This is a genomic window from Achromobacter sp. (genome assembly GCF_036567245.1).
Classification (GTDB): domain Bacteria; phylum Pseudomonadota; class Gammaproteobacteria; order Burkholderiales; family Burkholderiaceae_B; genus Achromobacter.
Genome location: NZ_DATCUY010000157.1, coordinates 1 through 17999 on the forward strand (window position 1 = coordinate 1; position 17999 = coordinate 17999).

At 64.2% G+C, this 17999-nt stretch carries 22 protein-coding genes; 7 read left to right on the forward strand and 15 right to left on the reverse strand.

The window, feature by feature from the left end:
* The 6 genes from VIR09_RS06880 to VIR09_RS06905 all read right to left on the reverse strand — a co-directional run.
* Window positions 1–504, reverse strand: a 504-nt coding sequence (locus VIR09_RS06880) for a sigma-70 family RNA polymerase sigma factor (protein ID WP_332012197.1), incomplete at its 3' end; no start/stop codon positions are given.
* A complete protein-coding gene (locus VIR09_RS06885) occupies window positions 501–908 on the reverse strand; it encodes a VOC family protein (RefSeq protein WP_332012198.1) in 408 nt (135 codons plus the stop codon). The genes VIR09_RS06880 and VIR09_RS06885, both read right to left, overlap by 4 nt.
* A 31-nt stretch (window positions 909–939) precedes the next feature.
* Window positions 940–1467 (reverse strand): SRPBCC family protein, encoded by a 528-nt coding sequence (locus tag VIR09_RS06890; protein WP_332012199.1) that lies wholly within the window; start codon window positions 1465–1467, stop codon window positions 940–942.
* Between the two features lie 37 nt (window positions 1468–1504).
* Window positions 1505–1915, reverse strand: coding sequence for a YciI family protein (locus VIR09_RS06895; protein WP_207472591.1), 411 nt, complete (start codon window positions 1913–1915; stop codon window positions 1505–1507).
* Window positions 1916–2321: 406 nt separating this feature from the next.
* Window positions 2322–2675 carry a YciI family protein gene (locus VIR09_RS06900; protein ID WP_332012200.1) on the reverse strand — a complete coding sequence of 118 codons (354 nt, stop codon included), beginning with the start codon at window positions 2673–2675 and terminating at the stop codon, window positions 2322–2324.
* Window positions 2676–2795: 120 nt separating this feature from the next.
* A complete protein-coding gene (locus tag VIR09_RS06905; protein WP_332012201.1) occupies window positions 2796–3224 on the reverse strand; it encodes an SgcJ/EcaC family oxidoreductase in 429 nt (142 codons plus the stop codon).
* 159 nt (window positions 3225–3383) lie between these two features.
* Here VIR09_RS06905 and VIR09_RS06910 point away from each other — a divergent pair, with 159 nt between their 5' ends.
* Window positions 3384–5159: a SulP family inorganic anion transporter gene (locus VIR09_RS06910; RefSeq protein ID WP_332012202.1), complete on the forward strand. Its 1776-nt coding sequence runs from the start codon at window positions 3384–3386 to the stop codon at window positions 5157–5159.
* 447 nt (window positions 5160–5606) lie between these two features.
* On the opposite strand, the gene VIR09_RS06915 is transcribed toward VIR09_RS06910, so the two are convergent.
* The 8 genes from VIR09_RS06915 to VIR09_RS06950 all read right to left on the reverse strand — a co-directional run bounded on the left by VIR09_RS06915 (window position 5607) and on the right by VIR09_RS06950 (window position 12343).
* On the reverse strand, window positions 5607–6428 hold the full coding sequence (locus tag VIR09_RS06915) for an ABC transporter permease (RefSeq protein ID WP_332012203.1): 822 nt from the start codon (window positions 6426–6428) through the stop codon (window positions 5607–5609).
* A gap of 1 nt (window position 6429) precedes the next feature.
* Entirely contained in the window at window positions 6430–7284 is an 855-nt protein-coding gene (locus VIR09_RS06920) for an ABC transporter permease (protein ID WP_332012204.1), read from the reverse strand.
* Window positions 7285–7355: 71 nt separating this feature from the next.
* Window positions 7356–8381 carry a polyamine ABC transporter substrate-binding protein gene (locus tag VIR09_RS06925; protein WP_332012205.1) on the reverse strand — a complete coding sequence of 342 codons (1026 nt, stop codon included), beginning with the start codon at window positions 8379–8381 and terminating at the stop codon, window positions 7356–7358.
* Between the two features lie 25 nt (window positions 8382–8406).
* Complete coding sequence (locus tag VIR09_RS06930; RefSeq protein ID WP_332012206.1) at window positions 8407–9192, reverse strand: amino acid ABC transporter ATP-binding protein; 786 nt, start codon at window positions 9190–9192, stop codon at window positions 8407–8409.
* Window positions 9193–9230: 38 nt separating this feature from the next.
* Complete coding sequence (locus tag VIR09_RS06935; protein WP_332012207.1) at window positions 9231–9920, reverse strand: ABC transporter permease subunit; 690 nt, start codon at window positions 9918–9920, stop codon at window positions 9231–9233.
* Window positions 9910–10623 carry an ABC transporter permease subunit gene (locus VIR09_RS06940; protein WP_332012208.1) on the reverse strand — a complete coding sequence of 238 codons (714 nt, stop codon included), beginning with the start codon at window positions 10621–10623 and terminating at the stop codon, window positions 9910–9912. The genes VIR09_RS06935 and VIR09_RS06940 overlap by 11 nt, the downstream gene beginning before the upstream one ends.
* Window positions 10624–10710: 87 nt before the next feature.
* The gene (locus VIR09_RS06945) at window positions 10711–11502 is read right to left on the reverse strand and encodes a transporter substrate-binding domain-containing protein (protein ID WP_332012209.1); all 792 of its coding nucleotides are present in this window, start codon (window positions 11500–11502) and stop codon (window positions 10711–10713) included.
* A gap of 43 nt (window positions 11503–11545) precedes the next feature.
* Window positions 11546–12343, reverse strand: a complete 798-nt coding sequence (locus VIR09_RS06950; RefSeq protein ID WP_332012210.1) for an Asp/Glu racemase — start codon at window positions 12341–12343, stop codon at window positions 11546–11548.
* Window positions 12344–12716: 373 nt separating this feature from the next.
* Here VIR09_RS06950 and VIR09_RS06955 point away from each other — a divergent pair, with 373 nt between their 5' ends.
* The 6 genes from VIR09_RS06955 (at window position 12717) to VIR09_RS06980 (ending at window position 17187) form a co-directional block, all read left to right on the forward strand.
* Window positions 12717–13130, forward strand: a complete 414-nt coding sequence (locus tag VIR09_RS06955) for a RidA family protein (RefSeq protein WP_207468643.1) — start codon at window positions 12717–12719, stop codon at window positions 13128–13130.
* A 20-nt stretch (window positions 13131–13150) separates the two neighbouring features.
* On the forward strand, window positions 13151–13822 hold the full coding sequence (locus VIR09_RS06960) for a DUF1028 domain-containing protein (RefSeq protein WP_332012211.1): 672 nt from the start codon (window positions 13151–13153) through the stop codon (window positions 13820–13822).
* A gap of 176 nt (window positions 13823–13998) precedes the next feature.
* Window positions 13999–14964, forward strand: coding sequence for a LysR substrate-binding domain-containing protein (locus tag VIR09_RS06965; RefSeq protein ID WP_332012212.1), 966 nt, complete (start codon window positions 13999–14001; stop codon window positions 14962–14964).
* 46 nt (window positions 14965–15010) lie between these two features.
* On the forward strand, window positions 15011–16186 hold the full coding sequence (gene argE, locus VIR09_RS06970; protein WP_332012213.1) for an acetylornithine deacetylase: 1176 nt from the start codon (window positions 15011–15013) through the stop codon (window positions 16184–16186).
* A 126-nt stretch (window positions 16187–16312) separates the two neighbouring features.
* Entirely contained in the window at window positions 16313–16579 is a 267-nt protein-coding gene (locus VIR09_RS06975; RefSeq protein WP_332012214.1) for a hypothetical protein, read from the forward strand.
* Window positions 16580–16620: 41 nt separating this feature from the next.
* Complete coding sequence (locus VIR09_RS06980) at window positions 16621–17187, forward strand: GrpB family protein (protein ID WP_332012215.1); 567 nt, start codon at window positions 16621–16623, stop codon at window positions 17185–17187.
* Between the two features lie 31 nt (window positions 17188–17218).
* Here the strand turns inward: VIR09_RS06980 and VIR09_RS06985 are convergent.
* A partial coding sequence (locus VIR09_RS06985; RefSeq protein WP_332012216.1) for an NAD(P)/FAD-dependent oxidoreductase occupies window positions 17219–17999 on the reverse strand: 781 nt, incomplete at its 5' end.

Genomic DNA, 17999 nt, shown 5'->3' on the forward strand with positions numbered 1-17999 from the left:
CACGATGCGCTGCGCGATGGTGGATTCCGACGCCAGGAAGGCGCGCGCGATCTCGGCCGTGGTCAGCCCGCCCAGCAGGCGCAGGGTGAGCGCCACGCGCGCCTCGGTGGACAGCAGCGGGTGGCAGGCGGTGAACACCAGCCGCAGCAGGTCGTCGCCAATGTCATCCTGGCGCGCGGCGTCCAGCGCGTCGACGAAATCGGGCTCGACGTCGGCCTGCAAGGCCTCCAGCTCGTGCCCGATCTGCTCGTGCTTGCGCGTATGCAGCGCGTTCAGCCGCAGCCGGTCGCGCGCGCGGTTCTTGGCGGTAGTCATCAGCCACGCTCCCGGGTTGTCCGGCACGCCGGTTTCGGGCCAGCGTTCCAGGGCGGCGACCAAGGCATCCTGCGCCAGTTCTTCAGCCAGCCCGACGTCGCGCACCAGGCGCGCGACGCCGGCGATGACGCTGGCGGCCTCGATCCGCCAGACCGCCTCGATGGCGCGATGCACGGCCGCCTGCGTCATACGTTGGGCACTTCGCCAGGAACCATGTACACCAGCTCCCAGACATGGCCGTCCAGGTCTTCGAAGCCGTGGGCGTACATGAAGCCGTGGTCCTGGGGCTGCCGTGGGGCGGTGCCGCCGCCGGCGAGGGCGCGCGCCACCTGTTCGTCCACCTCGGCGCGGCTGTCGCAGGACAGCGCGATCAGCACCTCGGTGGTCTTGTTGGCGTCGGCCACCGGCTTGTCGGTGAAGGTCTGGAAAAAGTCCTTTACCAGCAACATGACGTAGATGTTCTCGCTCACGACCATGCAGGCGCCCTGGTCGTTGGTGAACTGCGGATTGAAGCTGAAGCCCAGACCCTTGAAGAAGGCCTGCGATTTCTGCATGTCATTGATGGGGAGGTTGACGAAGATCTGGTTGTGCATGATGTTCCCGCTTCCTTTTAGTGTGATTGTCCTAGCGCCTTTCTGCCAGGGTCTTGAGGTTGGCCAGCCCGTCTTCGAAATCCTTCCCGACCATGCTGTCCATGTTGAAAAAGAGGTGCATCAATTTGGCGACGTAATTCAGCCGACCTTCCATGGCCCAGGTGACTTGCGTGCCGTCACCTGCCGGGGCCAGGGTGAAGTTGACCTGGTTGACGGCGGAGAAGGGCTTGATGAAGGTCAGCCGCATGGCCACCGAAGCGTCCGGCACGGCGCTTTCGATCTGCATCTGGCCCACGCCTACTTCCTTGCTTTCCCATGCGTAGGTCGCGCCCGGGCCCGCCGTCACGGCGCCGTAGGTGCCCTTGATGGCGGGGTCCTTCTTTTCGTAGGGATTCCAGGTGTTGAAGGCGTGCAGATCGTTGATCAGGGGAAACAGGCGTGCAGGCGGCGCCTGGATCCGCGCGCTGCGTTCGACGCGGAAGGTGTCCGGGCGCGTGGCAGCGTAGGCCAGTACGAGCGCGATAGCGGCCAGGACGATGAGCAGCAGGGTTTTCAGCATGAATGAAGTCCGTTGGTGGTGGGGGTGGCGAGCGTGCTCATTGGCCGTTGCCGGGTATCCGGCGGTAGCGTTCGACGCCCTCGCTGGGGCCGAACTCGTCCAGTTCGAAGACCTGGCGCACTTCGACGGCGCAGGGCTGGCCAGGGAAGGGCTCGGGAAAACGCAGCGCCCATTGCATGGCTTCCTCACGCGACCGCACCTGGATCATGGTGTAGCCGGCGATCAGCTCCTTGGTCTCGGCGAACGGGCCGTCGACGATCTTGCGCTGGCCCTGGTCGTACTGCACCCGCCAGCCCTTGGATGAGGGATGCAGTCCGTTGGCGTCGAGCAGCACGCCGGCCTTGGCCAGGGCTTCGTGATAGGTCGCCATGGCGCCCAGCAGGCTTTCCTGCGGCATCACGCCGGCCTCACTGTCCGGCGTGGCGCGGACGATGATCATGTATCGCATTCCTGAGACTCCTCGATTCAGAAAACACAGCCCGAGGGTGGGCTTGTACTGGCACGACGAACGGCAAGACGCGAAATCGACAGAAGAATGATGGACCTAGGGTAAGTACCAGGAAAATCAGTCCGTACACGGTTACAAAGGCACAGCCCTGGTTGCAGCCCGCGTCCATACACTCGCAGCGTCTACAACTTCAAACACCGATATGAAAATCCTGTGCAGTCTTGCCTTGCTGGCGTCCTTGCTGACGGGCTGTGCCGTCTATACCCCTAGCGGCGCGGTCATCGTCGATCCCCACGACGGCGGCGGCCGTGGCGGCTTCTGTCCGCCGGGCCAGGCAAAGAAAGGGAACTGTTGAATCGTATGACCGGCGCGCGCGCCAGTCGCCGCTCCGCCATGGGCCTTGCGCCTACATGAAGCAAGGGCCCAGTTCGCGCACTTCCACCGTGGCCCATTGCGCGGCCGGACACTCGGCCGCTAACGCCAGCGCTTCTTCTCGGGTATCGCAGCTCAGCAGGAAGAAGCCGCCTATCATTTCCTTGGCCTCGGCGTAAGGACCGTCCACCAGGGAGCGTTGGCCGTCGCGGACCTGCAGCCGGACGGCTTCCGATTCGGACTTCAGGGATTCGGCGCGGACCAGCAGGCCGCGCGACGTCAGGTCTTCCGCGTAGCGCACCATTTGCGCGTAGGCTTCGCGGCCCTCTTCGGGCGTGCGCTGGCCGCGCTGGCCCACCGGTTCGACGATGAAAAGCAGATAGGACATGGGATCTTCCAGTGCGGACTGCCGATAAGGTTCGCCAGATTACCGCTATTTGTTGCGCCGACGCCATTCCCGCGACGGGCGCCGCGGAGGTGTTCTTTGTAAGCAGAGGTAGATGGGGGCTCAGCCGCCGTCCCGCAGCACCGGCACCCCCGTGCGGGGATTCACCAGCGTGACGTTTTCCAGCGCCTTGATGCGCCAGGCGCCGGCCCGCCGCGTCAGCACGGCAAGAATCAAAGTGTCCACGGCATGCGCGCCTGCGGGATGGGCCGCGCCGGCCGCCAGGCGGCTCCAGAAGTGCACGATAGCCGTATCGTCGCCGACCGGCGCCACGTCGATGAGTTCGTTCGCCAGCGTGGAGTCGCTATAGATGGTGGCGTGGACAGGCGCATGCATCTTGACGATTTCCTCCACGCCGCGCACATAGTGGCCGAACCGGTTCACGAAGGTCGCGTCGTCATGGAACAGCGCGCCCAGCGCCTGCATGTCATGGTCGTTCCAGGCGGCCTGGAATGCGCGGGGGACATCTTCGGGATTGTTCATCTGTGTCATGTGGATACTTGCCTCTATTTGTATGACGGAGGGACGCTGTCCGGCGCGCCGTCATGGATGGCCACAACAATGAATAATGCGTCAGACTATGGAATCGGCGCTACCGGATTTGCAGCCTGACACCAACCGCCAGCCCCCCGCTCATACTACGAAGATTCCATGGCATCCCACACTCCCGCTTCCAAGGACGTGCCCGCCCCTGGCTGGCTGCGCTGGCTGCCCGGACTGGCGGCACTCAGGTCATACCAGGCCACCTGGCTGCCCAAGGACCTGGCCGCCGGCCTGGTGCTGACCACCATGCTGGTGCCGGTCGGCATCGCCTATGCCGAAGCTTCCGGTGTCCCAGGCGTTTACGGCCTCTATGCCACCATCATTCCGCTATTGGCCTATGCGCTGTTCGGCCCCAGCCGCATCCTGGTGCTGGGGCCGGACTCTGCCCTGGCCGCGCCCATCCTGGCTGTGGTGCTCAGCGTTTCGGAAGGAGATCCCATGCGGGCGGTGGCGGCGGCCAGCCTGATGGCTCTCGTCGCCGGGCTGTTCTGCATTGTGATGGGGCTGTTGCGGCTCGGCTTCATCACCGAGTTGTTATCCAAGCCGATCCGCTACGGCTACATGAACGGCATCGCGCTGACGGTGCTGGTCAGCCAGTTGCCCAAGCTGTTCGCCATCTCCATCGAGGACGCCGGTCCGCTGCGCGAACTGATGCAGCTGGGGCAGGCCGTGTACCAGGGCCAGACCAATTGGTACAGCTTCGCGGTCGGGGCGGCGACCCTGGCGGTGATCTTGCTGCTCAAGCGCTTCGAACGCGTGCCGGGCATCCTGATCGCGGTGATCCTGGCCACGCTGGCGGTCAGCCTGTGGCATCTGGATTCGCTGGGCGTGAAAGTGTTGGGCGAGATTCCGCAGGGACTGCCCAAGTTTGCCTTGCCGTGGCTCAGCAACGCGGACCTGGTCAAGATCGCGCTGGGCGGCTGCGCGGTCGCGCTGATCGCCTTCGCGGATACCAGCGTGCTGTCGCGCACCTATGCCGCGCGCACCAAGACGCGGGTGGATCCGAACCAGGAGATGGTGGGCCTGGGCGTGGCCAACCTGGCTGCGGGTTTTTTCCAAGGCTTTCCCATCAGCAGCAGCGCGTCGCGCACGCCGGTGGCCGAGGCGGCGGGTTCGCGGACGCAGCTCACGGGCGTGGTGGGCGCGGTTGCCGTTGCGGGCCTGTTGGTGGCGGCGCCCAGCCTGCTGCGTTACCTGCCGAACAGCGCGCTGGCCGCCGTGGTGATTGCGGCGGCCATCGGCCTGTTCGAATTCAAGGACCTGCGGCGCATCTACCGCATCCAGCAATGGGAGTTCTGGCTGTCGATGGCGTGCTTTGCCGGCGTCGCCGTATTCGGCGCCATCCCCGGCATCTGCCTGGCCGTGGTGCTCGCCGTCATCGAATTCCTGTGGGACGGCTGGCGCCCGCACTACGCCGTGCTGGGCCGGGTGCCCAACCTGCGCGGTTACCATGACCTGAAGCGCTATCCGAATGCCTCGCTGATCGACGGCCTGGTGTTGTTCCGCTGGGACGCGCCGCTGTTCTTCGCCAATGCCGAGCTGTTCCAGCAACGCCTGATGGAAGCCGTGGACGCCTCGCCCACGCCGGTGCGCCGGGTGGTGGTTGCCGCCGAGCCGGTCACCAGCGTCGACGTCACCTCGGCGGACATGTTGCGCGAACTGAGCCGCAGCCTGGCCCAGCGGGGCGCCGCGCTCCATTTCGCGGAAATGAAGGACCCCGTGCGCGACAAGCTCAAGCGCTTCGAATTGACCGAGATATTTGGCGACGACCGTTTCCATCCTACGGTAGGGAGCGCGGTGGACAGCTATTCCGATGCTCTTCCCGGTGTGGCTGCGCTTCGGATGGCTCCGGGGCCCTCGGCTGGCAGTCGTCCAATGCGTTAGTTTCGGACCCCGTTCATGGGCAGATGCTATGAGCCGGGGGCCGGACGGAGGGATCCGAAGCGCAGCCCCACCGGGGCGAGCATCGGAATCCCGCAGTCCGGCCACCGGCGGCTCAAGAACCTGACCTCACAGAACCGAAGCGCGGGGCGGCAGGACTTCGAGCTTGCGGACGTCGGGGTTCTTTAGTCGCCGAGGCTGCCCTGCGCCATTCCGATGCTCGCCCCGGTGGGGCTGCGCTTCGGATGGCTCCGGGGTCCTCGGCTGACAGCGGCCTCATGAGTTGGTTTTAAACCCCGTTCATGGGTAGATGCTGTGAGCCGGTGGCCGGGCGGAGGGATCCGAAGCGCAGCCCCACCGGGGCGAGCATCGGAATCCCGCAGCCCGGACGCCGGCGGCTCAAGAACCTGACCTCACAAAACCAATCGGCAATATTCCAGCCAGAACTCTCTAGTGGTTGTCCTCGATATTGAGGATCCTGCCCAGTCCCAGGAAACGGTTGGCGAAGATCAACAGGCTGGCGGTCACCACGATGTACACCACCGACAGCGCGGCCAGGGTCGGATCGGCAAACTCGCGCACATAGTTGTACATGGTCACCGGCAGGGTCTGCGTGTTCTGGGTGGTCACGAACAGCGACGCGGTGAACTCGCTGAACGACATGATGGCCGCGAACAGCCACCCGCCGAACAGACCGGGCGCCAGCAAGGGAACCGTGATCGTGAACAGCACCCGCACCGGGGAGGCCCCCAGGCTGGCGGCGCTCTGCTCCAGGCGCTCGTCCAGGTTTTCCATCGAGACATAGACGCTGCGCAGCACGAACGGCAGAACCAGGATCACGTGGCACAGGATCACGACGCCGTAGCCGCGGTCGATGTTCAGCTGCGCCACCAGGATCAGCAAGCCCAGCCCCACCGTGAAATGCGGAATCACCAGCGGCGAAAGCAGGATGGCCTGCAGGATGTTCTTGCCGGGAAACGCCATGCGCTTGACCGCGATCGCCAGACCGGTCCCGATGATCAGCGCCAGCACCGATGACCAGAGCGTAACCACCATGCTGGCGTGAAAGCCGTCACGGAAATCGGAGTAGGTGAACACACGCTCGAACCAGCGCCAGGACCAGGCTTGCGGCGGAAAGGTGAGCAAGGCTTTGTCATTGAAGGAGGCCAGCACCACCACCACGACTGGCAGCAGCACGAAGGCAAGGATGAGCGTGATCAGGACGGGCGCGCCTATACGTAGCCACAGAGGTAGGGATTTGCGGATACTCATGTCAGTGTCCTCCGATGGCCTTGAGACGGCGCGTGACGCGGCCGAGCAGCATTAGCGAGATCGCAGTCAGTCCCAGGCCCATGACGCTCAGGCTGGCTGCCAAGGGGAAATTCATCGACGAGAATCCCAATTGGTAGACCAGGGTGGAGACCGTCGGGACGCGGCCGCCGCCTATCATCTGCGGCGTGGCGAAGGCGCTGAAGGTCCAGGCGAACGAGGTGGTGATGCTGGCCAGGATGCCTGGCATGGACAGCGGCAGGGTGATGGTCAGGAAGGTGCGCACCGGCCCCGCGCCCAGGCTTTCGGCGGCCTTCTCGTAATCGCGGTCGATGTGCGAGATGGCGGTGGCCAGCATCAGCACGACCACGGGGACGGTGACGTGCACCAGCGCCACCAGCACGCCGAGGTGGCTGAACATCAGCGTCAGCGGCGTATCTATCATGCCCAGCTTGAGCAGCATCGAATTGATGAATCCCGTGCTGCCCAGCACGATGATCCAGGAATAGGTGCGCACGATCTCGCCCAGGAACAGCGGCGTAATGGATACGATCAGGATGAAGGACTTGATGTAGCGGTTGCGCACCCGGACCAGCGCATACGCCAGCGGGTAGGCCACCAGCAGGGAGCAGACCGTGGTCTCCACGCTCAGGCGCAAGGTGTTGGTGAAGGCATCGAGGTAGATCTGCTTGCCCAGGCCCGAAAAATTCGTCAGCGTCAGGCCGCCGACATCCAAGGAGCCGGGAATGAAAGTGCGCAAGCTGTACTGCAGCACGGCCGCCATGGCGACGCAGATGCACAGCGCGATGAAGCTTGCCGGGGATATCAGCCATCCCCTCAGTGTGGAACGCGCATCCATGGTGTACCCATCCATCGTGTACGGTGAGAACGAGGGGAGGCCGCGGACCGTGAGGCCGCGGCCTCCGGCAATCAGTTCATGATGTTCTCGGTAAACCACTTGCGCCATTCGGCGGTTTTCTCGGCGCGCAGCTTGTCGTCGATGACGATGGCCTGGGTATCCCATTGCTGCTTGGTCGTGAAGACGCCCGGAAGCGCGGCGTCCTCGGGCGAGACCTTGGCGTTGTCGATGACGGGGCTGGCCTTCTTGGCCGCCACGATCTTGGCCTGCACCTCGGGCGACAGCGCGATGTCCATGAACTTGTAGGCCAAGTCGGTCTTGGCGCTCCCCTTCATGATGGCCATGGTGTCCACGCCCAGCACCGCGCCTTCCTTGGGCATCGCCACCTTGATGGGCACGCCCTGGCCGATCATGTAGTACGCGTTCATGGACAGCACGACCTGCACCGGCGTTTCGCCGGCGGCGATCAGCTGCTGGCTGTTGGCGTCGTTGGTGTAGAAGGCCTTGAAGTTGGGTTTGAGGGCCTTGAGTTTTTCCTGGCCCTTTTCCCAGGTGCTGGCGTCGCCGCCGGACAGCAGGGCGGAAATGTCGATGATGTGGCTGGGGTCGAAATCGGGCGCGGACAGCTTGCCTTTCAGCGCCGGGTTCCACAGATCGTTCCAGCTGTTGAAGGTGATGTCGGCAGGGACCAGGTCGGGGCGGTAGCCGATGGTGTACACGTAGGCCCAGCTGCCGATGTGGTACGGGCTGATCTTGGCCCGGTCGACCAGATGCGAGTAGTTGGGAATCTTGCTCAGGTCGAGCTTTTCGTACAGGCCGGAATTGACGTAGAGCCAGCCGATGTGCGACGTGGTGAACGTGATGTCGCTTTCCGGCTTGTTGGCGAGCTTGGCCTTGTTCAGGCGGTCTATGGTGCCGCCCGTGATGTACTTCACCGGCACGCCGGTCTGGCGTGTGAATTCGCGGCCAATGTTCTCGTCGATGAGATCGCGGAAGCTGCCGCCCCAGGTGCTGACCACCAGGGCATCCTGCGCCTGCGCCGTGCCGGCGAGAGCCGCGCCGGCCAGCATGCCCGCGCAAATAAGTTTCTTGATCATGAAAACCCCTTGTCTATGTGTCTGACTACAAAACCTGTTCCAGGAAATTCCTCAGACGCTCGCTCCTGGGCGAGGCAAAGAACTGTTCGGCGGGCGCGGTCTCGATGATTTCGCCCCGCTCCATGAAGACGCAGCGGTCCGCCACCTTGCGGGCGAAGCCGATCTCGTGAGTGACGCAGATCATGGTGATCCCGGTCTGCGCCAGGTCTTCCATGATGCGCAGCACGGAGCCGACCGATTCCGGATCGAGCGCCGATGTCGGTTCGTCGAAGAGCATGATGCGCGGACGCAGGCAGAGTGCGCGGGCGATGGCCACGCGCTGCTGCTGTCCGCCAGAAAGCTGGATCGGATACTTGTCGGCCTGTTCGATCACATTGACCTTGGCAAGGTACTCGCGCGCCGTCTGCTCGGCCTCGCGGGCGGGAGTCTTCAAGGCGACTTTCAGGGCGAAGGTGCAGTTTTCCAGCACCGTCATGTGCGGAAAGAGGTTGAAGCTCTGGAACACCATGCCCAGTTGGCGCCGGACTTTTTCCACGTCCTGGGGGAGTCGGGTCAGCGCGGTGCCATTGACGTGGATGTCGCCCGAGTCATGCTGTTCCAGATGGTTGATGCAGCGGATGAGCGATGATTTCCCGGATCCGGAAGGGCCGCAAAGGATGACAATTTCCCCGTTGGATACTTCGAGGTGGATATCCCGCAGGGCGTGGAACGTGCCATAGAACTTGTTCAATCCCGAGATGGACACCGCAGGTGCACAGTCGGCAAGGGCGGAGGAGTAAGGCGGCGTGATGCTGGACAGGATGGCAGTCATGATGATTCGCGCTCTGGTGGACGGTCGGCCGGGGCGGTTCAGATTCTGACGAGATAGCGGTTCAGCCTGCGATCCGCGATCGAGAACCCAAGACGTATGCTGTTGGTGATGCACCAATAAATGGCCGCCGCCGTGATCAAGGGCGTGAACGGGTCATAGGTATAGTCGAACACGGTGTTGGCGGCCGCGGTAAGGTCGACCAGCGTGATGGCGCTGACGGCCGCCGTGCTCTTCACCATGATCAGCAACTCATTCTGATAGGCGCGCAGCACGTAGCGCGCGACCAGAGGGATGCGCAAGCGGAACAGGATTTGCGCAGGCTTCAGGCCCAGGGTCTGCGCGGCCTCGATGGTGCCCTTGGGAATCGCCGCCAGTCCTCCGCGGATGATCTCGGCCATGAAACCCGAGTGGGTCAGCGCCAGGCCCAGCCACGCGCAGACATAGGCGTTGGAGAAGACGTTCCAAAGAAAGGTGTCGCGCACGATGGAGAACTGTGGCAGTCCGCTGTAGATCAGATACAGCAGCACCAGGCTGGGCACGCCGCGGAAAAATCCGATGTAGCTGCTGGCGAAGAGGGCGCGCGGGCCGGACCGGAAGCTCGCCAGGGCGACCGGCAGCGCCAGCAGCAGGCCGATGACCAGCACCGGCAGCAGCACGGCGAATGTGGTGCCGGCGCCAGCCAGCAATTTGGGCAAGCTGTCCCAGGCGACCTGGAAATCAAAGTGCATGCGAGGCTCCCTTGGTCACGACGGGATGGAAGCCGCGCGCCGCCCATGTTTCGACGCGACGGGCCACGTAGTAGGTGAGCCAGGTCATCATGAGGAAGAAGGCGGCGGCGAGCAGGTAGTAGACGAAGGGCTCTTTGGTAACGCCGGACGCGAGCTTGGCGTAGGCCATGATTTCCTTCAGGCCGATCAGGGAGATGAGCGCGGTATCCTTGAGCACGACGATCCACATATTGGTCATGCCAGGCAGGGCCAGGCGCAGCATCTGCGGCAGGATCACCTTCAGCCAGATGGTGGTGCGCGGCACCAGCAATACCCGTGCGGCTTCGAACTGCCCGTGGGGCACGTTCTGGATCGCGCTGCGTATCAGATCGGCCAGGTAGGCGCCGTACACCATGCCCAGCGCCGCCACCGCGGCCATGAAGGGCGTGATCTCGACACGCTGGCCGACGCCGAACGGCGCGAGCAGGCTGGCGACAATCTCCGAGCCGCCGTAATAGAACAGGAAGCCGACCAGCAGCGAGGGCACTCCCGTGAAGATGGAGGCGTACGGAATCCAGATGATCCTGGCCAGCAGTGTTGGCCGCAGCGTGATCAGGGCAAAGAACGTCCCGATCGCGAGCGCCAGCAGATAGGCGCAGACGGCGACCTGGATCGTCATCAGCGCGCCGGTCGCGAGTTGCTGCACGAAACCCATCGAAGGCATGAGGCAATCCTTGCAAGCGTATGAAGAATTCCGTCCAGGGCCCGGCGGTCTGATGCCGGAAGGCCCTGGCGGCATGCGCGGATCCGGCTAGCGGCAGGCCGCTTCTTCGGGCAGGAGCTCCACTTCCATATAGGGTTTGCGCAGCTTGGTGAAGGTGCAGTCCTTGATGATGGTGTCGACCGTGGCGTTCATGCGGTTGAGCAGGTCGCCGCTGTCCTTGCGGGCGATCCAGCTCGAGCCTGCTTCGCCGCCGCCGGTCCACAGGTCGCCGCCGGCGAATTTCCAGCCCTTGCCTTGGGGCTTGGACAGGAACTCATTGGTCCAGCTGATCTTGGGGCCGAGACTCATGTCCAGCCGGCCGTTGGCCAGGTCGAGCCGGATCTGGTCGGGGTTGTCGTAGAACACGATCTGAACCGCGTTGCCGAAGGTCTCGCCCACGTATTTGGCCTGCGCCGAACCGCGTTGCAGGCCGATGCGCACACCTTTTAGGCCTGCCGGCGTGAAGGTGTAGTTCTTCGCCTCGGGCACCACATAGGAGTCCGGGTTGAACAGCACCGGGCGGCCGAACAGCACTTTTTCCTTGCGCTCCGGCAGCGGCTTGGTCTGGCTGACCACGGCATCCAGCTTCTTCTGCAACAGCGCCGGGATCAGGGCTTTGAAGTCCATCACGACGATTTCGCAATCGGCTTTCATCCGCTTGCACATCTCGCGCGCCAGATCGGGTTCGAAACCCGTCAGGCGGCCCGAGGGGTCGACCATGCTGAACGGCGGATAACTCCCCTCGTTGCCCAGCACCAGTTTCTCGGCCTGGGCGGGCGCCAGGGCGAACAGCGAGGCGCCCGCTAGCGTCAGCGCCGTGATGGTTTTGTGAAGATGCATTTTTATTCCCCTTGTTTATTGGTCATGCACTTCGGCGAAGTGCTTACATCGTGTTGTCCCTGGACAGGTTTGCGTTGAACAGCAACCCGTAGCCGGGCTTGGCGCCTGCCGCGCCGGTGAGATCCAGGCAATGCCAGAACGAGGCCTGGATGGCCGAGATCACCGGCTTGCCGAGCTTCTGTTCCAGCGCCTCGATGGCCCCGACGGTCCTGAAGTTGGTGCACGAGACGAAGATGGCCGTCGCGTCGGGGTGGTCGACCGAGAGCACGTGGTCGTAGACTTTCTCCAGCGATACCTCGGCCAACGCGTGGTCATCCGAGATGCCGAGGCAGGCGCTCTTGACGACCTCGTGGCCGTTTTCCTGCAGGAAGCGGATCGCGCGTTCGTGGATTTCCGGGAGATAGGGCGTGGCCAGCGCAACCTTGCCGGCCTTGACCTTCTTCAACGCGGCGAGCGTCGCGGTGGACGCCGTGGTGATCATCGGCCCCGGCACCCATTGCCGCAGCTTCTGGATCAGAGCCTGGTCGTAGGCCGTGCCATGCAGAAAGGAGGCGCTGGTCCCGCCGAACAGCAGCACGTCTATGGGGGCGGCGCCGGCCAGGCGCGCGGCCTGTTCGAGCTCCGGGGCGTTCATCATTTCCTCTATGCCCTGCACAGTGACCTTGGGCAGCTTGATGCGCGCCGTATGGGTGGACACTCCGCGAGCGGACATGGCCCACATTTCTTCCTCCATCACGACGCTGGAGGCGATGTAGATCAGCCCGATGCGGGCAAGGTCGCCAGAGCCGTCGTAACGGAATCGGGGATAGGCGGCTTGCGCGGGAGTTGAGGCGGTGTTCATCCGGATCCCCTGTAAGGTGAGGTTGCTTCAGGTGGCGTCGGTCATCGATCCGGGGCCGGGCATCGCTGCGCCTGCCGCACCGGCCGCGCCAGCGAAAGCCAATAATGAGAGAGACGATCCGGGGGACCAAGTCGCCTTTTCCGTTGGCATGGATAGATTTTCCTGATGGCCTGGCGAGGCCGCCGAAGGCATGGTGACGCGCATCGTCGCGAGCGCCGCCCGCGTCAGGATTTCCGAGACGGGACACCAGAAAAAACAAATAGGCCGTGGCCCCGCTTGGGCAGACCATCAGCGGACAGGTCAAGGCCTTGGGCGATGCTGCCAGTCAGGCAGGCACAGGGTCTTCGGATAAACCCTAATACTGATACGAGCCATGAAGCATAAGCGCATACGCACCTTCAATACCAAGGCGACCTACCCCGAACAGAAACTCGACAACGATCTGTGCCAGGCCGTCGTCGCGCGCGGCAGCACGGTCTTCTTGCGCGGGCAGATCGGCCAGAACCTGGATACGTCCGAGAGCGTCTGCATCGGCGACGCGGGAGGGCAGGCCGAGCAGGCGATGAAGAACATCGACATGCTGCTCAAGGAAGCCGGCGGCGAACTGCAGGATATCTGCAAGATCACGATCTATCTCATCGATCCCCGTTATCGCGAGGAGGTCTATCTTGTGGTCGGCAAGTGGCTCAAAGGTGTGTTCCCGGTGTCCACCGGTATCGTGGTGTCGGCGTTGGCGCGCCCCGAATGGCTGGTGGAAATCGACGCGACTGCCGTTATTCCGGATTGACACCACAGGAGGCGCAGGTCATGACTTTCTCCATCATTGCCCGTTGTCCGGCCACCGGCCAATTTGGCGCGGCGGTCTCGTCCTCATCGCCGGCGGTCGCGGCGCGTTGCGTCCGCGCGCGTGCAGGCGTGGGCGCCGCAGTCAGCCAGAACATCACCGACCCGGCCCTGGGGCCGCTCATCCTTGAGGCGATGGGCAAGGGCGACTCGCCCCAGCGCGCGCTGCAGGCCCTGGCCGAGCGTCCCTTTATCAGCTACCGGCAGTTGATGGCGATCGACGCTACGCAGGCGCCGGCCATCTTCACCGGGGCGAACGCGCTGGGCCGCTTGGCCAGCGCGCAGGGCGAGCACGCCGCCTGCGCCGGCAATATGCTGGCGTCGCTGGATGTGCCCGCGGCCATGCTGGCGGCGTTCGAGCAAGCGTCGGGCTCGTTGGCCGAGCGCCTGATGCAGGCCATGCTGGCGGGCCAGGCCGCTGGCGGCGAAGAGGGGCCGGTGCATTCGGCCGGGCTGCTGGTGGTGGCGGAGCTGGATTGGCCCATCGTCGACCTGCGCATGGACTGGGTGGAAAGCTGCCCCGTCGAAACGCTTTACGAGGCGTGGAAGGTCTACGAGCCGCAGATCCAGGATTACATCACCCGCGCCAGGGATCCTCGCGCCGCGCCGAGTTTCGGCGTGCCAGGCAATCTGTGACTGCTTGTGGCAGGCGGCTAGTGCGAGAAAACCCGAGGAGCGCCGTGCCCCCTTATCCGGGCATAGTGGATACACTTTTGCTCGGCGCGGCTGATGCCAGCGCCGGGCCGCGGTGGCGGCCCGCAAGGCGGAACGCCACCTCCCTCCAGCCCGCTCCAGTTTTCTCACTTCGGACTATGCTCAATCGCATTTCGCTGCGCCAGATGGAGTACTTCGTCGCCACGGCCAAGCATGGCAGTATTGCCGCGGCATCCAACCAGATTCACATTTCGGCGCCTTCGATTTCGGCCGCCATCGCGCATGTCGAAACCGAGCTGGACGTGCAGTTGTTCGTGCGGCATCCGTCCAAGGGCCTGGCCCTGACGGTGCTGGGCCAGCAGGTCATGAGCGAATGCGAAGACCTGCTCGAGCGCGCGTCGCGCCTCTACAAGATCGCGTCCGTCTCCAGCAATACCATCCAGGGCACCTTGCGCGTGGGCTGCTTCCAGTCGCTCACGGCCATGATTGCGCCCGAGGTGATCTTCGGGTTTTCGCGAGCATTCGCCAAAGTCGATCTGCACATGACCGAAGGCGACCAGCAGTTGCTGATCGACAAGCTGCACTCGCTGGAGATCGACGTCGCGTTGAGCTACGACCTGAGGCTGGGAGACGAAATATCGTTCGAGGCGCTGGCGCGCCTGCCGCCGCATGTGGTGGTCAGCGAATTGCATCCGCTGTCGCAGCAGATCGCGGTGACGCTGGAGGAGCTGGCACGGTTGCCCATGGTGCTGCTGGACCTGCCCTTGAGCCGCGATTACTTCATGTCGTTATTCGCGAAGTTCGGCCTGGAGCCGAACATCGTGGCGCGTTCCCGTTCGGAGGAGGTGGTGCGGTCCATGGTCGCCAACGGGATCGGCTATGCCTTGTTCAACGTGCGGCCGAAGTCCACGCAAGCGCTGGATGGCAAACGGCTGGTGCGGCTGCGCCTGGTGGGTGAACACCGCCCCATGCTGCTTGGCCTGACCACCTACAAGCCGATGAAGCCGTCGCGCCTGACGGAGGTTTTCATGCAGCGCTGCCGCGCCTATATCTCGGATCAGTACATTCCTGGCATGAGCGAAGGGAGTTTTTTCGACCCGTACGTGCCTCCTGAAAGCAAATGAACGGGCGGCGCGCTCGTGCGCCGTCCGCCTCCTGCAGGTCCATGCCATGAGCACACCGATCCCCGACAACAGTCCAGACCTATTGCGCGAGCTGCTCGCGTTTCAATCCGTCACGCTGACGCCCAATATCGAGCTGATCGAACGCGTGCGAGAGCTGCTGGCGCAGGCCGGCATCGCATCCACGCTGGTGGCGGACCCGCAGGACGCCCGGCGGAGCAATCTGTTCGCGTCCGTCGGCCCCTTGGATGTGCCCGGCATCCTGCTCTCCGGCCACACCGACGTGGTCCCCGTGGCAGGCCAGCCCTGGACTTCGCCGCCGTTCGAGGCGACCGTGCGCGATGGGCGCATCTATGGGCGAGGCAGCGCGGACATGAAGGGCTTCGTCGCCTGCGCCGTGATGGCCATGATCCGCGCGGCCCGTCAGCCGCTTGCGCGGCCCTTGCATCTGGCGCTGTCGTTCGATGAAGAAATCGGCTGCGTGGGGGTGCGCCATCTGCTGCGCGCGCTGGAACACATGCAACCGGCTCCGCTGCTCTGCGTGGTGGGCGAACCCACGCTGATGAAGATCGGCACTGGCAACAAGGGCAAGGCGGCCTATCGGGCCATGTGTTGCGGCCAGGCGGGCCACTCCGGGCTGGCGCCGTTTTTTGTCAATGCCATCCACACGGCCAGCGATCTGATCGGCGCGCTGCGTGAGGTGCAGCATGACCTTGCCGAACACGGGCCGCGCGAAGCCGGCTATGACGTGCCGTACACGACGGTGCATGCAGGCACCATCAAGGGCGGCACGGCGCTGAACATCGTGCCGGCGGAATGCGAAGTCAATTTCGAGATCCGCAACGTCGCGCAGGATGACCCGAATCTGATCCTGGCGCGCGTACTGGAGCTCACCAAGTCGAAAATGCGCGTCGCGGGCGCCCGGGCGGGTGCCGAACCCCCTCGGATCGAGGTGGTCAACAGCTATCCTGGCCTTGCCACGGCGGACGACTCGGAGGCTGTCGCGCTGCTGGCCTCATGGCTGCCGCCAGACACGCCGCTCACCAAGGCCGCCTTCGGCACCGAAGGCGGGCTGTTCCAGCAGCTATGGACGCAGACTTCGGTGTTGATCTGTGGGCCTGGCAGCATCGAGGTGGCGCACAAGGCCGATGAGTACGTCGAGTTCTCGCAGCTGGAGGCCTGCGACGCCATGCTGGAGAAGTTGACGCAGTATCTGATGATTTGACCCGTTTACGAATAACGACGCGGCTGTCGCCTTGCAGGCGGCAACGTTTCGAAGCAATTGCCGCCTGAACGTCGAATTCAAGAGCCTGCTATAAAGTCGGCTACAGCTTTTCTGTAGGGCCAGGAAATGTCCATTCAAACGTTGAGCCGCTGGGGTGTGGCGATTTTTGCGGCTGCGCTGATGGCCGGCTGCTCTTCGAGCGGTTCCAAGATTTCGGATCAAGGTTCCCAATCGTATTCCGCCACTGCCCGCGCCGAAGGCGAGTGCGCGAAGCGCAGCAAGTGCATCTATAAAGGTGCGTACGAATCAGGGGAGCGCAACTACGCCGAAGCGGAAGCGAAGCGCCTGAATATCGCCGAACTGGAGCGCCTGCGTCGCGCTTTCGGCAATTGAACCTGGCAGGAAACCGGCGCACGCCCACGCCTGAAGAAATCATGCGGCACTACGACGCGGACCCGGACGAGGATCCCTGGGTTCGCGGCAAGCCTGCGCCGGAGGCGGTCGCGGTCGTACCTTATGACTCCGATTGGCCGGTTCGCTATGGCCGGCTTGAGGCGCAGGTGCGCGAGGCATTGGGGCCGGCCGCGCTGGCGGTCGAACATATGGGTTCGACGGCAGTGCCGGGCCTGCCCGCCAAGCCGGTGATAGATATCGATCTGACGGTAGCCGACCCGGTGCTGGAGGACGCCTATGTTCCCGCGCTGGAGGCCGCCGGTTTCCTGCTGGTCTTGCGGGAGCCGTCCTGGCACCAGCACCGCCTGCTGCAGCTGGCCGCTCCGCGCGTGAACCTGCACGTGTTTGGTCCGGATTGCCCCGAGAACATCCGGCACCGGATGTTCCGCGACTGGCTGCGCCAGCATGATGCCGACCGCGATCTGTACGCCCAGGCCAAGCGCGAGGCGGCGGCCGGGTTGATGCAGGTCATGGAGTACAACAAGCGCAAGGAGGCGGTCCTGCGCCAGATCTACGAGCGCATGTTCCGCGCCGCCGGCTATATCTGAGGCGCGCCGGCGCGGATCATCCTTGTCCGCTTCAGTAGTGGCTCTTGAGCGGCACGGCCGGGTCGGCCAGCACTTCACGGGGCGGGTTCAGCCCCAGTTCCAGCAGCTTGCGCGCGGCCAGGTGGTCCATCGGCGCGTTGATCGATTCGACGCAGACCAGATGGCCCTCCGCGAAGTGCAGGATGGAGAAGCTGCCGGGTTTGGCGCCCGGACGCAGGACGCGTTCGGTATCCGGCGGCGCGAGGCCGGCGATCTGCAGGCGCAAGGCGCCCTGGTCGGACCAGAACCAGGGCAGGGCGTGATACGGCGTCTTCGTGCCGAGCAGGACGCCGGCCAGCGTGCGGGCCTGGTCGTTGGCGTTCTGCACCGATTCCAGCCGCAGCGTCTTGCCCCAGCGGGCATACGGAAAGGACGTGCAATCGCCGATGGCGTAGATGCCTGGCGCCGAGGTCTGCATCAGCCCGTCGACCACGATGCCGTTCAGGCAGTCCAGGCCGGCGGCCTGGGCCAGCGTGATCTCGGGCACCGCGCCGATGCCGGCGACCAACAGGTCCACCGGATGTTCCGCTTCATTGACCACCACGCTGCGCACGCGGCCGTTCTCCGTCCGGATATGTTGCAGGTCGGAGGACAGGCGCAGGTCGACGCCGGACTCGTGCAGCACGCGGGCGACGTGTTCCGAGGCCTCGGGCGACACGGAGCGCGCCAGCAGGCGCGGCGCGGATTCGAAGACGGTGACCGGGCGGCCCAGGGCGCCGGCCGTGGCGGCGATTTCCAGGCCGATGAAGCCGCCGCCCACGACCGTGACCGAA

Excerpts from the sequence above, each read along its gene's own strand:
- VIR09_RS06905 (WP_332012201.1), bottom strand. The coding sequence starts at position 3,224 with ATGACACAGATGAACAATCCCGAAGATGTCCCCCGCGCATTCCAGGCC.
- VIR09_RS06940 (WP_332012208.1), bottom strand. The coding sequence starts at position 10,623 with ATGCCTTCGATGGGTTTCGTGCAGCAACTCGCGACCGGCGCGCTGATG.
- VIR09_RS06930 (WP_332012206.1), bottom strand. The coding sequence starts at position 9,192 with ATGACTGCCATCCTGTCCAGCATCACGCCGCCTTACTCCTCCGCCCTT.
- VIR09_RS06955 (WP_207468643.1), top strand. The coding sequence starts at position 12,717 with ATGAAGCATAAGCGCATACGCACCTTCAATACCAAGGCGACCTACCCC.
- VIR09_RS06885 (WP_332012198.1), bottom strand. The coding sequence starts at position 908 with ATGCACAACCAGATCTTCGTCAACCTCCCCATCAATGACATGCAGAAA.
- VIR09_RS06975 (WP_332012214.1), top strand. The coding sequence starts at position 16,313 with ATGTCCATTCAAACGTTGAGCCGCTGGGGTGTGGCGATTTTTGCGGCT.
- argE (WP_332012213.1), top strand. The coding sequence starts at position 15,011 with ATGAGCACACCGATCCCCGACAACAGTCCAGACCTATTGCGCGAGCTG.
- VIR09_RS06965 (WP_332012212.1), top strand. The coding sequence starts at position 13,999 with ATGCTCAATCGCATTTCGCTGCGCCAGATGGAGTACTTCGTCGCCACG.
- VIR09_RS06915 (WP_332012203.1), bottom strand. The coding sequence starts at position 6,428 with ATGAGTATCCGCAAATCCCTACCTCTGTGGCTACGTATAGGCGCGCCC.
- VIR09_RS06925 (WP_332012205.1), bottom strand. The coding sequence starts at position 8,381 with ATGATCAAGAAACTTATTTGCGCGGGCATGCTGGCCGGCGCGGCTCTC.
- VIR09_RS06935 (WP_332012207.1), bottom strand. The coding sequence starts at position 9,920 with ATGCACTTTGATTTCCAGGTCGCCTGGGACAGCTTGCCCAAATTGCTG.
- VIR09_RS06920 (WP_332012204.1), bottom strand. The coding sequence starts at position 7,284 with ATGGATGCGCGTTCCACACTGAGGGGATGGCTGATATCCCCGGCAAGC.
- VIR09_RS06890 (WP_332012199.1), bottom strand. The coding sequence starts at position 1,467 with ATGCTGAAAACCCTGCTGCTCATCGTCCTGGCCGCTATCGCGCTCGTA.
- VIR09_RS06910 (WP_332012202.1), top strand. The coding sequence starts at position 3,384 with ATGGCATCCCACACTCCCGCTTCCAAGGACGTGCCCGCCCCTGGCTGG.
- VIR09_RS06900 (WP_332012200.1), bottom strand. The coding sequence starts at position 2,675 with ATGTCCTATCTGCTTTTCATCGTCGAACCGGTGGGCCAGCGCGGCCAG.
- VIR09_RS06950 (WP_332012210.1), bottom strand. The coding sequence starts at position 12,343 with ATGAACACCGCCTCAACTCCCGCGCAAGCCGCCTATCCCCGATTCCGT.
- VIR09_RS06895 (WP_207472591.1), bottom strand. The coding sequence starts at position 1,915 with ATGCGATACATGATCATCGTCCGCGCCACGCCGGACAGTGAGGCCGGC.
- VIR09_RS06980 (WP_332012215.1), top strand. The coding sequence starts at position 16,621 with ATGCGGCACTACGACGCGGACCCGGACGAGGATCCCTGGGTTCGCGGC.
- VIR09_RS06960 (WP_332012211.1), top strand. The coding sequence starts at position 13,151 with ATGACTTTCTCCATCATTGCCCGTTGTCCGGCCACCGGCCAATTTGGC.
- VIR09_RS06945 (WP_332012209.1), bottom strand. The coding sequence starts at position 11,502 with ATGCATCTTCACAAAACCATCACGGCGCTGACGCTAGCGGGCGCCTCG.